The sequence below is a fragment of the Pseudomonas parakoreensis genome, assembly GCF_021602155.1.
GTDB lineage: Bacteria > Pseudomonadota > Gammaproteobacteria > Pseudomonadales > Pseudomonadaceae > Aquipseudomonas > Aquipseudomonas parakoreensis.
The window spans coordinates 1-12,612 of the sequence record NZ_BQHY01000005.1; the positions used below are offsets into that span (position 1 = coordinate 1).

At 60.3% G+C, this 12,612-nt stretch carries 10 protein-coding genes; 5 read left to right on the plus strand and 5 right to left on the minus strand.

Going from position 1 to position 12,612, the window contains the following annotated elements:
- Positions 1-267 precede the first annotated feature (267 nt).
- From L6D63_RS08690 to L6D63_RS08700, 3 genes are all read right to left on the minus strand, one after another.
- Complete coding sequence (locus L6D63_RS08690) at positions 268-633, minus strand: DUF6124 family protein (RefSeq protein WP_131671092.1); 366 nt, start codon at positions 631-633, stop codon at positions 268-270.
- A gap of 411 nt (positions 634-1,044) precedes the next feature.
- Positions 1,045-3,456 (minus strand): glucose/quinate/shikimate family membrane-bound PQQ-dependent dehydrogenase, encoded by a 2,412-nt coding sequence (locus L6D63_RS08695; protein WP_131671093.1) that lies wholly within the window; start codon positions 3,454-3,456, stop codon positions 1,045-1,047.
- 223 nt (positions 3,457-3,679) lie between these two features.
- Positions 3,680-5,041 (minus strand): carbohydrate porin, encoded by a 1,362-nt coding sequence (locus tag L6D63_RS08700; RefSeq protein ID WP_131671094.1) that lies wholly within the window; start codon positions 5,039-5,041, stop codon positions 3,680-3,682.
- A 300-nt stretch (positions 5,042-5,341) separates the two neighbouring features.
- Between L6D63_RS08700 and L6D63_RS08705 the strand changes: the two genes are divergently transcribed.
- Both L6D63_RS08705 and L6D63_RS08710 read left to right on the plus strand, forming a co-directional pair.
- On the plus strand, positions 5,342-5,572 hold the full coding sequence (locus tag L6D63_RS08705) for a VF530 family protein (RefSeq protein ID WP_041068262.1): 231 nt from the start codon (positions 5,342-5,344) through the stop codon (positions 5,570-5,572).
- Position 5,573: 1 nt separating this feature from the next.
- The gene (locus L6D63_RS08710) at positions 5,574-6,212 is read left to right on the plus strand and encodes a Pr6Pr family membrane protein (protein ID WP_095668388.1); all 639 of its coding nucleotides are present in this window, start codon (positions 5,574-5,576) and stop codon (positions 6,210-6,212) included.
- A 99-nt stretch (positions 6,213-6,311) separates the two neighbouring features.
- Here the strand turns inward: L6D63_RS08710 and L6D63_RS08715 are convergent, their stop codons facing one another.
- Together L6D63_RS08715 and L6D63_RS08720 are read right to left on the minus strand one after the other, a co-directional pair.
- Positions 6,312-7,097, minus strand: a complete 786-nt coding sequence (locus L6D63_RS08715; protein WP_047296282.1) for a siderophore-interacting protein — start codon at positions 7,095-7,097, stop codon at positions 6,312-6,314.
- Positions 7,094-7,675, minus strand: a complete 582-nt coding sequence (locus tag L6D63_RS08720) for a PadR family transcriptional regulator (RefSeq protein ID WP_131671095.1) — start codon at positions 7,673-7,675, stop codon at positions 7,094-7,096. Before L6D63_RS08720 ends, L6D63_RS08715 begins: the two co-directional genes overlap by 4 nt.
- A gap of 516 nt (positions 7,676-8,191) precedes the next feature.
- On the opposite strand from L6D63_RS08720, the gene L6D63_RS08725 reads away from it, so the two are divergent.
- The 3 genes from L6D63_RS08725 (at position 8,192) to L6D63_RS08735 (ending at position 12,570) form a co-directional block, all read left to right on the plus strand.
- The gene (locus L6D63_RS08725; protein ID WP_236170309.1) at positions 8,192-8,668 is read left to right on the plus strand and encodes a CS1 type fimbrial major subunit; all 477 of its coding nucleotides are present in this window, start codon (positions 8,192-8,194) and stop codon (positions 8,666-8,668) included.
- A 113-nt stretch (positions 8,669-8,781) separates the two neighbouring features.
- Positions 8,782-11,304 (plus strand): CS1-pili formation C-terminal domain-containing protein, encoded by a 2,523-nt coding sequence (locus L6D63_RS08730; RefSeq protein ID WP_131671097.1) that lies wholly within the window; start codon positions 8,782-8,784, stop codon positions 11,302-11,304.
- Positions 11,305-12,570 carry a hypothetical protein gene (locus L6D63_RS08735; RefSeq protein ID WP_236170310.1) on the plus strand — a complete coding sequence of 422 codons (1,266 nt, stop codon included), beginning with the start codon at positions 11,305-11,307 and terminating at the stop codon, positions 12,568-12,570. It abuts the gene before it with no gap.
- The last annotated feature ends 42 nt before the right edge of the window (positions 12,571-12,612 follow it).

A 12,612-nucleotide genomic window follows, 5' to 3' on the forward strand; every position in this document is an offset into this window, starting at 1 on the left:
GCACTCAATTTACCTGTGGGAGATCAAGAGCGGTACTCGAGCTTGCGCTCATTGTTTTGAGTGGGGCGGCTGCGCCGCATGGGGCATTCACAATCAAAACTGTGGGAGCTGGCTTGCCAGCGATGGCAGCCTGACAGCCGGCCATGTTCTGGCGGAACGCACTCAATTTACCTGTGGGAGCGAGCCTGCTCGCGAAAGCGGTGGGTCAGGCACCTTAAATATTGAATGCGCTGGCGCCTTCGCGAGCAGGCTCGCTCCCACAGGGGATTAGTTGTGTGTTGGAGATTGCGAGATTTCGTGGTTATCCAGCACTCGGTTTACCGCCAGTTCGGCGAGCATGATGATTTGCTGAATGGCCAGTATCGTCCGGCGCTGCGGGATGTCGATGTACGCGGCGATGTCGCTGGTCATGAGGCTGGCTTGGGCCAGTGATTCGCAAGCGTGAACCAGCAGGCTTTCGTTGTCCATGTCCGGGGCGACCTGGAACATGCTGCTCGGTTTGTGGAATCTCACCGCGGCGGCGGAGGGTTTCAGGTAGTGATCCAGCGCACGCTCGGCGGCATCGCCGCGACGCGACTGAGGGTGGCAGCTGTACGCGGGTTCGCGGACCGAGCCATTCGGCAATCTCGGCATACCCGAAGGTATCCCGCGCACAGCCACCATCAAACCAAACACAGAGCACCTGAGCGCTCCCGTTTGGGCTGGCGATTATGCATCAAATCGAATGGGTTGCTCGGGCCGCGACGCCCGGCCGCTGAATTTCCAGCGACCACCAGAGCCTATCCAGCCAACTTCCGAGGCACAACCGACGCGACCTGTCGGAAAACTCCGCGCAATCACCAGCATTTGTAGGACGAACACATTTCCCATAGACCAGCACATTTTCCTGTAGGAGCTGCCGAAGGCTGCGATCTTTTGATCTGGCTTTTAAAAATCAAAGTCAAAAGATCGCAGCCTTCGGCAGCTCCTACAGGGATATTGGGTGGGCACAAAAAAGGCGACGTCCCTAGCGGGGCATCGCCTTTCCCTTATCGCCGCTAAAACTTATTCCGGCAGTTTGTACGCAATCACGTAGTCACCCATCTTGGTGCCCAGCGAGCCGTGACCGCCCACAACGAGCAGCACGTATTGCTTGCCGTCCTTGCCGGTGTAGGTCATCGGGGTCGCTTGGCCGCCAGCCGGCAGACGCGATTTCCACAGTTCTTTACCGGTGTTCACGTCGTAGGCGCGCAGGTACTGGTCCAGGGTGCCGCTGAGGAAGCCGACGCCGCCGGCAGTCACCATTGAGCCGCCCATGCTTGGCACGCCCAGGGTGAAGCCGATCGGGATTGGCGAGCTGTCGCGGCTGGTACCGTTCTTGCGTTTCCAGACGACTTTGCCGGTGGTCAGGTCGATGCCGGCGACGTAGCCCCAGGCCGGGGCCTGGCACGGTACGCCGAATGGCGACATGAACGGGTGCATGATCACCGCGTAGGGCGCGCCGGTGTTCGGTTGCACGCCGGCGGTTTCGCTTTCGCGTTTGCTGCCGGCGGCGACTTTCTCGCGTGGCACCATTTTCGAAACGAAGGCCATGTAGTTCGGGCTGGTGAACAGCATCTGGCGAACCGGGTCGACCGAGACGCCGCCCCAGTTGAACACGCCGACGTTACCCGGGTAGATCAGGCTGCCCTGTTCCGACGGAGGCGTGTATTGGCCTTCGTAGCGCAGTTCCTTGAACTGGATGCGGCACAGCATCTGGTCGAACGGGCTGGCGCCCCACATGGCTTTTTCGGTCAGTTCCGGGGCCAGCAGGTTGAGGTCCGAACGGGCCTGGGTCGGTGCGGTGTGGTCGCCTTTCACGGCGCCTTGCGGTACCGGGATTTCCTTGATCGGGATGATCGGCGTGCCGTCACGACGGTCGAGGACGTACAGGCTGCCCTGTTTGGTCGGAGCGATCAGTGCCGGTTTCACGCCGTCGGCGGTTTTCATGTCGAGCAGAGTTGGCTGGCTGCCAACGTCCATGTCCCACAGGTCGTGGTGAGTGAACTGGTAGTTCCAGCGCACTTTACCGGTGGCCAGGTCGAGGGCGACGATGCCGGCGCTGAATTTCTCGGCGCCTGGGGTGCGGTCAGCGCCCCACTGGTCAGGCGTCTGGTTGCCCAGTGGCAGGAAGACCATGCCGAGTTTTTCGTCGACGCTGGCCAGCGACCACATGTTGGCCGAGTTGCGGCTGTAGGTTTCGCCTGGGGCCAATGGCTCGGTGGCGTCCGGCTTGTCGCTGTCCCAGTTCCATACGAGGTGACCGTCGCGCACGTCGAAAGCGCGGATCACGCCCGATGGCTCGTTGGTCGATTCGTTGTCGGTAACGTGACCGCCCATGATCACCAGATCACGGGTAATCGCGGCCGGCGAGGTGGAGTAGTAGCCACCGGCGGTGAACGGGCCGATGCCTTGGGTCAGGTCGACCACGCCGTTGTTGCCGAAGCCTTCGCAGATCTTGCCGGTGTCGGCGTTCAGCGCGATCAGGCGGGCATCGGCGGTTGGCAGGTACAGGCGACGCGGGCAGGCCTGAGCAACGGCTTTGCCGGCTTCGGAGATGACGGCGGACGCGGCGTTTTCAGACTTGGCGTAAGCCGCTTCATCGTAGTACGACACGCCACGGCAGGTCATGTGGGCGAAGCCCTTGAAGCCCACCGGGCTCTTGATCTGCGGGTCGAAGCGCCAGATTTCCTTGCCGGTGTCCGGATCCAGCGCCAGCACTTTGCTGTGCGCGGTGCACGCATAGAGCATGCCGTTGGCTTTGAGCGGGGTGTTTTCGTTGGTCAGCTCGACCGGGTCATCTGCGGTTGGCAGGTCGCCGGTCTGGATGCGCCAGGCTTCTTGCAGCTTGCCGACGTTGGCCGGGGTGATCTGCTTCAGCGGCGAGTAACGGTCACCGAACTCGGTACGGCCGTAGGCCTGCCAGTCGCCGTCAGGCATTTGCGGTGCGGTGCTGGTCATGTCCGCGGTGTCGCGGCCCAGTTCGCCAAAGGTTTCGCCCGGGTGGGTGAACAGGCTGGCCAGAGCGGTGACACCGGCCAGAACCACGGCCACGCTCAGACCACCGGTGCCCAGCGGCGCCGGGCCATTGAGCAGCAGCGGACGACGGAACCACGGCAGCAACATCACGATGCCGAGGACGAACCACAGGGCCAGGCGCGGCACCAGTTGCCACCAGTCCAGACCGACTTCCCACAGGGCCCAGACCGTGCTGGCGAACAGCACGATGGCGTACAGGCCCAGCGCTGCACGACGGCGCAGCAGCAACAGAATGCCGCTCAGCGCGATGCCGATACCGGCCAGCAGGTAGTACAGCGAGCCGCCGAGCATGCTCAGCTTGACCCCTCCGGCCAGCATGGCCAGGCCCATCAGTAGAAGCAGAATGCCGAGCAGGCTCGGTAGCAGACGGCCCCGACTCGAAGCACTTTCGGTGCTCATAGTGTGATTCTCCGTGACGTTTATGTAGTCCCGCGCTGTAGTCACTTTAGATGACGATTGGGCGCAGGTATGGTTCAGATAAAAACTTGTCTAGCTAACGAATTTCATGAGTTTCCCTGTGGGAGCTGGCTTGCCAGCGATGGCGGAGTGTCAGCCGACAATAATGTCGAATGTGAAATCGCATCGCTGGCAAGCCAGCTCCCACAGGTTTCTTCAGTGTTTTTTAGAACGACGACTGGATCTTGATCCCCGCGATCAGCGCGTCATCGACGTCGTTCACGCCACCGGGGTGGCGGATGTATTGCAGGTTCGGGCGCACCGTCAGCCAGTTGGCGAGGTGCACGCCGTAATACAGTTCGGCGCTGTATTCGGTGTCCTGCGGTGGCAGCAAGGACGGGTCGTCGTAGTCGTAGACCGCCTGCGCCTGATTGCTCGCTTCGGCGTTTTTGCGGAAGGCCGGGTTGACGTGCACGCGGGCCAGGGCGAAACCGATGTCGTCCTTGGCGCGGGCATCGAACGGGCCTTTGTAAACGACGCCGGCCTGCACGTAGTTGTCGATCGCGTTGGTTTTCTTGTCATGCATCGTCGCGTTGGCGAACACGCTCAAGCCGCGCGAATGATCGCTGGCAATGCTGGTGACTTGCTGCTGCGCGCCGAACCACACGCCGTGTTTGCTCGACGCGCTGCGGTAGGCTTCGCCGCTCAGGGCGGCAGGCTGGCCGTTCTGGTCTTTATAGACGTCAGAGGCCTTGGCGCTGCTGTAGTAGTAACCGGCACGGTATTCGCCCGGCAGGCCATTGCGCTTCGGCGTCCACACCAGTTCCACCGGCAGCACCGCGCCCTGGGTACCGCTGCCGCTGAGTTTGAAGCCGTTGCCGCGATCGAGATTCGACGGGTTCTGCTCGTAAGCGCCGACCTGCGCGTACAACTCTGGGGTCAGGTGATATTTGACCCGCAGCGCCCACTGGCTGACTGGCCAGTTGTACCAGATGCCGCCGACCCAGTTGCCGACCTGCGAGCCGCAGAACGCCAGGTTCTGGAAGTCGCACGGGAAGCTGTTGAAGTCTTCGCCTTCACCGAAACGGCCGACCTTGATGTCGAGCTTCTGATCGAAGAATTTCTGCTGGTACCACATCTGCGTCAGGCGTGTGGTCTGGCCACGGCCCCAGACTTCCTGGGCCGAAGTGAAGCCGCCCACGCGTGGATCGTTGATCCGGTCGTTGCTGATGTTGTTGCCGCTGCGCTTGGTGAGGGTCAACTGAAATTCGGCATCGTCCCAGCCGAGGATTTTTTGCAGGTCCAGGTGCGTGCCCAGACCGAACTGATCGCTGTAACGCGCGGTGCGATCGTGGTCGTAGCCGCCGTGCAGGTTGCTGCCCATTTCGCCGGTGTAATCGAGTTTGAAGTCGTAGCCTTTTTCCGCGAGTTCGCTACGGGTGCCGTTCCAGTCACCGAGCATCCACGGTGAGTCGCTGTCGAGGGCGGGGGCTGCCTGGGCGTAAGTGGCGAAGCCGAGCGCGGTGCAGCCGCCGAGCAGGCGCAGGGCTGAGATAGCGCTGTCTCGGGAGAAGGAAAAATCAGGCATGGGTCAGTCTTTTTTTGGTGTTTTACAGGGGTAAACCGAGCGCTTCAATTTGACGCAGGCAGTGAAGCGATTCAGCTGAAGGGCGGCAGGATAATGATCTGCAACAAAAAGACAAAGGGCTTTTGCAGACATGCAGCGTTTCGGATTCGGTAACAGTGCGTCAAACGGGCGCATTGTGGCGCGGATCACAGGCTGCGATCTTCTGCGGTTGGCCTACATTTGATCCAAGGCCTTCCACCTGACCGGCCCCTCGGCTAAGGTGCGCGGCTTGTGCATTTTCACTCCGTCCAAAGGCTTGGCATGAACGACCACTCTCCTGATCCGCTGCATGGCGTCACCCTCGAACAGATCCTCAATGCGCTGGTGGCGCATTACGAGTGGTCGGGGTTGGCCGAGCGTATCGATATCCGCTGCTTCAAGAGCGATCCGAGCATCAAGTCGAGCCTGACGTTCCTGCGCAAAACGCCTTGGGCACGGGAGAAGGTCGAGCGCTTGTACGTGAAACTGATGCGCACCAAGCGACCGCTCTGAGATGGACGCCGTTATGCGGCGACGCCTGATCACGGTCATCGCCAGCCTCGGTTGGGCCGGGCTGAGCATTCAGCTGTACCTGATTTTCCTCGCACGGCTGAGTGTTGACGCCAGCCTGCTGGGCGGGCTGGTGAGTTTTTTCAGCTACTTCACCGTATTGACCAACACCCTGGTGGCGAGCGTGCTGACCTGCGCGGTTACCCGGCGTGAATCCGCCGCGCAACGCTGGTTTCTGCAGCCGTGGGTCAGCAGCGGGATTGCCGTGAGCATCGCCGTGGTCGGTCTCGCTTACAGCATTCTGCTGCGGCATTTGTGGCATCCGCAGGGCTGGCAGTTTATCGCTGACGAACTGCTGCACGACGTGATGCCGCTACTGTTTCTCGGCTACTGGTGGTTTTGCGTACCCAAAGGCACGTTGCGCCTGTGGCACTTGCCGCTGTGGCTGATTTACCCGCTGGTGTATTTCGTTTACGCGTTGTTGCGCGGGCATCAGCTCGGCGCGTACGCGTATCCGTTCATTGATGTGGCGCTGCTCGGTTATGCACAGGTGTTCATCAATGCCGGGGGGATATTGGTGGGGTTTGTGCTGATTGGCTTGCTGGTGATCGGCCTGGATCGCTGGAGATTTGCACGAAGTTAAAGCACCTGTAGGAGCTGCCGCAGGCTGCGATCTTTTGACGTTGATTGTTCAAAAACAAGATCAAAAGATCGCAGCCTGCGGCAGCTCCTACAGGGCAAATCACTCTTCTGCGGAACCCTCGGCCCGCCAGTAGCCCACGGCTTTGACGAACTGTTCATTGAGCCCATGCTCATCCAGCAGCACCCGGCGGATCTGCCGCGAGACTTTGGTCTCGGTCGCCACCCACGCATACAGATTGCCCTTGGGCACCTGCAGCTGTCTGACGGTGGTCAGCAGGTTGTCCTTGCCACCTTCGCGCAGCACCCAGATCACGTTGACCTGCGCCGCGCTCTCCAGCACCTGTTGCTCGGCACCGTTCTCCACCTCGATCACCACCAGTGCCTTGCGATTGGCCGCCAGACTTTCGAGGCGTCGGGCGATGGCGGGCAGGGCGGTTTCGTCGCCGATCAGCAGGTAGCTGTCGAAGATGTCCGGCACGATCATCGAGCCGCGCGGGCCGCCGATGTGCAGGAATTGCCCTGGCCTGGCCTGTTCGGCCCAAGTCGAGGCAGGGCCGTCGCCGTGCAGGACGAAGTCGATGTCCAGCTCGAGTTTTTCCAGGTCATAGCGACGCGGGGTGTAGTCGCGCATCTCGGGCATCGGGCCATTGTCCTTGCCCGCGCCGAGCACCATGGTCTCCAGCGCTGCTGCCTGTTCGGCGTTCTGCGGGAACAGCAGTTTGACGTGATCGTCGGTGCCCAGGCTGATGAACCCGGCCAGCTCCGGGCCGCCGAGGGTGATGCGGCGCATGCGCGGGGTCAGGTCGACCACGCGCAGCACTTCGAGCTTGCGGCGTTTGATGTCGTGCATCACGCGGTGAATGGTTTGGGTATCGACTGCAGTCATTCGGCTTTCTCCGGGGCAGATTGAACGGCGGGGCCGTCGACGATGGCTTTGGCGGTGTCGTTGAGCAGGTCACGCACACGCAGGATTTCTTCGGCGCTCCAGCGGCCGTGGTGCATTTGCAGGGCATGGCGCAGGTTGTGCACGGCCTCGTGTATTTCCGGCGGCCGGTCGTGGCCGCGCAACGAACGTTTGCTGACGTCAATGCGCATGCGCACACCGTCCAGTGCGACGGCTTGCTCACTTAAAGACAGACGACCGGCGTCAGTGACGCTGTAGCGCTTTTTGCCGGCTTCGGCGTCGCCACTGATCAGGTCGCTTTCTTCGAGGAAAGTCAGGGTCGGGTAGATCACCCCGGGGCTTGGGCTGTACGCGCCGTCGAACATGCCTTCGATCTGGCGGATCAGGTCGTAGCCGTGGCACGGCTGCTCGGCGATCAGCGCCAGCAGCAACAATTTCAGGTCGCCCGGGGCGAACACCCGTGGGCCGCGTCCGCCGCGTTCACGGCCGGGGCGTTTTTCGAAGCCGTCACGGCCGTCGCCGTGTTCGCGGTGGTTATGGGGGGCATGATGGTCTCTCATTTTCCTTCTCTCTCGTCGTGTTTAGATACAACTTAAGATATATCTTACCCGTCATGCAAGGGGGCCTGACCAACGGTGCTCACCTGATCGATCGAATCTGCGGCCCAAAAAAACCGGAAAATGATCAAGAAAACGCAGTATTAAATCCCCCGGCAAAGGCGCAGATTAGTGCTGAGTCTCTAATGTTCTGTTTCGCCCTTTATTTCCGGAAAAGTGTCGTACATGTCTGACGGAAGTTGCTGCAAAGTTGTGGCGCGTACAGTCACTCGGGTGGCGCGCTGTAGCCGGTATCTTACAGTCGGACAAGAACTTTCCTGAGTTTTGTAGTTTTTTCTTTCTCATCTGATGGCGTCCAGGCTACAAGGTCGCAGGACGTTGCCTGCTTACTTTGAAGATAAATTGGTTGAACATGCTTCGGCGTTGAAAGTTAGTGGTGAACAGGGACTGCTCGTGACTGTTCTGTTTGCCTTGACTGATTGACGACTCAACTAATTTATATAAGACAGGTATTCAATGATGCTCAAGAAACTCGCCTTTGCCGCCCCTCTGACTGTATTGGCCATGAGCGCCTCGATGGCGTTTGCTGCGACCGAAGCCAAGCACTCGATCAGCCTCGTGGCGCACGTACCGGCTGACGACTTCTATGCGGTGCCGGTGGATGCCGATCTGGTCAACAAGGATCAGGACATGAGCTACCACCCGGCGACCGCTTCGATGCGCGAAGTCAACGGCCACTTCGATGTGCTGCATACCGCAGGCAAGGTCCATGCGCGTCTGGAAGGCGTGCCGAAGCTGATCGCCGGCAACCAGACCATCGATCTGAAGGTTGAACTCAACGGCAAGACGCTGACCACCACTTCGCAGGAAGTGGTGGGTGATACCGAGTCCAATACGCGTTATCGCGCACCGTTCAAGATCAGCGCCACCGGTGCCAAACCGGCCGCTGGCGATTACACCGGTGTGGTCATGCTGGTCGTCGAACCTTCGGTGTAAGTAATAACGGCAATACCTGACGTTACTTGTTCAAGTGGCGTAACCGGTCGGCGATTTGCAACTTGCAAGTTGCCCGGCCGGGCTTTTACTTCCGGTAATCAGAGTATTAATTCATGTATCCGATGACGCCCATCGCGACTGCGCTTGCGTTGCTTTTTAGCAGCAGCGTACTGGCGGCGCCGCCTCCAGTCGATAATACCCCGCGAAGTTTGCTGGCTCAGGCGAAAGGTCTGCCGGCGGACTTCGAAGAGCATTTCTTTGATGTGCCTTTGGCGGTTCGTGTCGAACTTGATCAACAACCGCTGGGCGAGGCAATGATTGTGTTGTCACGCGATGATCGCATTACCTTGCTTGAGTTCACTGACACCAGTGACAGCCGTTACAGCGCAATCGAACAGCAAACGTGGGCCAGCATTCTCAAACCCGGTGTGGCCCTCGGCAAATGCAGCGGACAGTGTCCCGAGCAATTGCTGGAGTTGCATTACAACCTGCAAAACTCGCTGCTGTCGATCGCCACTGCCAACGCCGAGCGCGATCTGCAGGTCCAGCGTTTTCATGATCAGCCGGAAGGTGGCAGCCACGGCTTGATGTTGCGCAATCAGCTGAACCTCAACGGCGGCCAGGATCAGGATCTGGGCGGACGTTTCGGTCTGGAAGCCAGTGCCAGTCTCGGCAACTGGAGCCAGTCCCTCAATATGCAGCTGGCGCGCCTTGGCGGGCCGGACACCAAGACCTATCACGCGGTGCACGAGCTCTACACCCAGCGCGAACTGCAGGGCAGTTTTTTCCGTCTGGGCTATTTCACCCCCAATTCCGAAGGCCTGACCCGCCAGCCCCGTTCGTTCGGCACCAGCCCGGACACGGCGGTCGGCGTGATGTATGGCAGCTCCGACAGTCTGGCGGTCGATAGCCCGCGGCCCAGCGTCTACCCGATTTTCGTCACCGCCAATCGCCAGGCATCGGTGGAAATCTATCGCGATGGACTATTGATCAACACCCAGTCAGTCACTGCCGGTCTGCAGACCCTCGATACCCGACCGCTGCCCGGTGGCATTTATGAGGTGGAAGTGCGCCTGATCGAAGACGGCCAGACCACCTCGACGACTCAGGAGCTGGTCTACAAACCGGTCAACTGGCAAAACCTCGACGAGCGCTGGCGCTACAACGTGTTCGCCGGGCAGGAAAGCAAACTGCTGAGCAATTGGGAGCAACAGCAAAGCGGCGATCTCACCGCCGGCGCCGCGCTCAACTATTTGTTGCACCCGCGAGTGATCCTCGGCCTGTCAGCGCGCCAGGTACGCGACACGTTGCAGTACGGCAGCTCGATCGACTGGAGCCTGGCGGACAGCATCAGCCTCTACGCCAACCTTTACCAGACCGAAGATCACGGCACCGGCGCCGATGTGCAGGGCTTGTACAACTACGGCGCCGGCAGCCTGGTGGTCAGCCACAACCGCAGCTGGCTCGACACCCGCAACACCTACGACACGCTGCCCGATGGCACCCGCGTACGCCAGCGCAACGTGTTCATCGGCGAAACCAGCAATTCGTCGCTGGCGCTCAACCACCGCATCAGTCGCAAGAACTCTCTGAGTGCGCGGGTCTCGCACAGCGAAGGCAACGTCGAAGGCGTGGGCATGGACCTGAGCTGGACACAACGCACCGAGCTGTTTGGCAGTGACGCCAACTGGCGTCTGTCGCTGTTCGATCGGCCGGGCAGTTACAGCAGTGGCGATGCACGCAATCGCGGGATCGACCTGAGTATCAACATGGCGCTGGGCGGGCCTGGCCAGCAACTGTCCGCCAGTATCGGCAGTCGTACCGCCCGTGATGGCAGCCGCGACAACAATGGCTCGTTCGGCTATCGCAAAGACCTGCAGGACCATGTCCTGCAAAGCGTGTCGGTGACTGCGCTGACCGACACATACGGGGTCGGCCTGGCGAGTCTGGCCAGCTTTCGTACCGATCAGGTCAATGGCGACGGCTTTCTTCAGCGCTCGTCCTATAACGGCAACTTCACTGGCGGCCTCAACCTCGACAGCACGGTGGTCATGGGAGGCCAGCAACTGGTCATGACCAGCCAGCATCCGGGACGTGGCGCCGGGATGATCGTCGATGTCGAGTCAGACATCGACGACATTGCCCTGCGTGCCGACGATCTCGGCGCAGGCAGCGCGGCGTTGCGGGTGGGGCGCAATTTCATCCCGTTGACCGCCTACAAGAACAGTTCGGTGAGCTTCGACTTCCAGGGCAACCACGCCCCCGCCGCGAACATCGAACCGGCGCGCACCCGCTACCACCTGAACAAGGGGGGCGTGGAGTACCGCAAGGTGCGCGTGATGAAAACCGTGACCGTGCTCGGACGTCTGCTCGATCCGCAAGGGCGGCCGCTCAAGGGCCACCACGTGATCAACCACGCCAGCCGTGGGGTGAGCGAGGTCGACGGGTTCTTCTCGATGGAGATGCATGTCGGCTCACCGACCCTGGAAGTGCGCTACGCCGATCAGTTGTTGTGCCAGTTCCGGCTCGATACCGACAAACACCGCAGTGAAAGCAACGTGCTGATGATCGGCGATCTGCGCTGCTCACCCGACACATTGGCCGACGTCTCGTTCACACGACAGGAGGCCAGTTGAATGGTCAGCTTCAAAAAATGCGCGTCGCGCTGGCTGCGCCGTGGGCAGTGGCTATGTCTGTTGGGGTTGTTGGCGGCACCGCCCGTTGAGGCGGCGTCGCTGCAAATCCGAGCGCTGTTCAAACCCGATCCCGCCAACCCGCAGAAAAACGAGTTCATCAATCAGACACCTTCCACCGGGTACTGCGAGTATTACCCGCAAATCTGCCGCGACAGCAATACCTTCAGCCTGCGGCTGATGACTCAGGTGCAGTCCAGTCAGCCCATTCAGGCCAATGCCAGCCAGCGCAACAGTGCGATGTTCAAAGTGCCGGGGGCATGGCGCACCTTGACCGTCAGCCATACCGAAACCGGTAAAACCCGCAATCTGGAAGTGCGTATCTCAGGTGTGGGGTCCAACTATGTGCTGAGTCATTCAGCGGCCAGTCTGACGGGCTCCTCGACCGCAAGTGAGGGTCACAACCGCCTGTGGCACGGCTACGGCTGGGTCAATCCGGCGCCTCCCTGTGGCACCACCGGAGTGGGCTTTCTCGGGGCGTCAACCTACGCTTTTTTCTGGAAGGTTCCCGACGAACGTTCCTGCACCAAAATTGCTCAGTTCAACATCCCCGGAATGACTTACGGCTACCTCGATTTTGCCTACGAATTACGGACACCCGACCCGCTGAAAATGTCGTCCGGCAATTACACCGGTACGTTGAGATACAGCATGGGACCAAGAGGCGATTTCGATTTCGGTGACGTGATGATTCCTGACGACACCGAGCTGACGCTGGATTTCAACCTGGAAGTTCAGCACACCTTGAAAGTCGACATTCCGCCGGGCGGCGAAAAAATTCGCCTGGTGCCTGCCGGTGGCTGGCAAAGCTGGTTGCAGGCCGGACGCAAACCGGTGCGACTGTTTCGCGATCAGCCTTTTCATATTTCGGCCTCATCGCGTTTCAAGATGCACCTGGAATGCGACTCCCGCGGGCTGCTCGAATGTGTGATTCAAAACCCGGCTTCGGCAGACAACTACATCGAAGTACGGGTCAGCGTCACGTTGCCCAATGGGTTGACTGACCTTTCCGGCCAACCGGTCAACCGCCGTCGTCTGCGTGTCGGCCAAGCCAGCGCGCAACAGTTCCAGCCCGGTTTTTATGTGGATAGAGGAGCCGGCGTCCTGCACTTTGAAATCCCGGAATATGTTCTGCCGATCATATTGATACCCGGGGTGGGTGGCACCTACGTCGGCAATATCACGGTGATCTGGGATTCGGACATTTGATGGGCCGTAGATCGATGAGGCGTGCCAGCGCCATGTTCAACT

Coding starts and splice junctions, on each gene's coding strand:
- L6D63_RS08690 (WP_131671092.1), bottom strand. CDS start 633: ATGCCGAGATTGCCGAATGGCTCGGTCCGCGAACCCGCGTACAGCTGC.
- L6D63_RS08695 (WP_131671093.1), bottom strand. CDS start 3,456: ATGAGCACCGAAAGTGCTTCGAGTCGGGGCCGTCTGCTACCGAGCCTG.
- L6D63_RS08700 (WP_131671094.1), bottom strand. CDS start 5,041: ATGCCTGATTTTTCCTTCTCCCGAGACAGCGCTATCTCAGCCCTGCGC.
- L6D63_RS08705 (WP_041068262.1), top strand. CDS start 5,342: ATGAACGACCACTCTCCTGATCCGCTGCATGGCGTCACCCTCGAACAG.
- L6D63_RS08710 (WP_095668388.1), top strand. CDS start 5,574: ATGGACGCCGTTATGCGGCGACGCCTGATCACGGTCATCGCCAGCCTC.
- L6D63_RS08715 (WP_047296282.1), bottom strand. CDS start 7,097: ATGACTGCAGTCGATACCCAAACCATTCACCGCGTGATGCACGACATC.
- L6D63_RS08720 (WP_131671095.1), bottom strand. CDS start 7,675: ATGAGAGACCATCATGCCCCCCATAACCACCGCGAACACGGCGACGGC.
- L6D63_RS08725 (WP_236170309.1), top strand. CDS start 8,192: ATGCTCAAGAAACTCGCCTTTGCCGCCCCTCTGACTGTATTGGCCATG.
- L6D63_RS08730 (WP_131671097.1), top strand. CDS start 8,782: ATGTATCCGATGACGCCCATCGCGACTGCGCTTGCGTTGCTTTTTAGC.
- L6D63_RS08735 (WP_236170310.1), top strand. CDS start 11,305: ATGGTCAGCTTCAAAAAATGCGCGTCGCGCTGGCTGCGCCGTGGGCAG.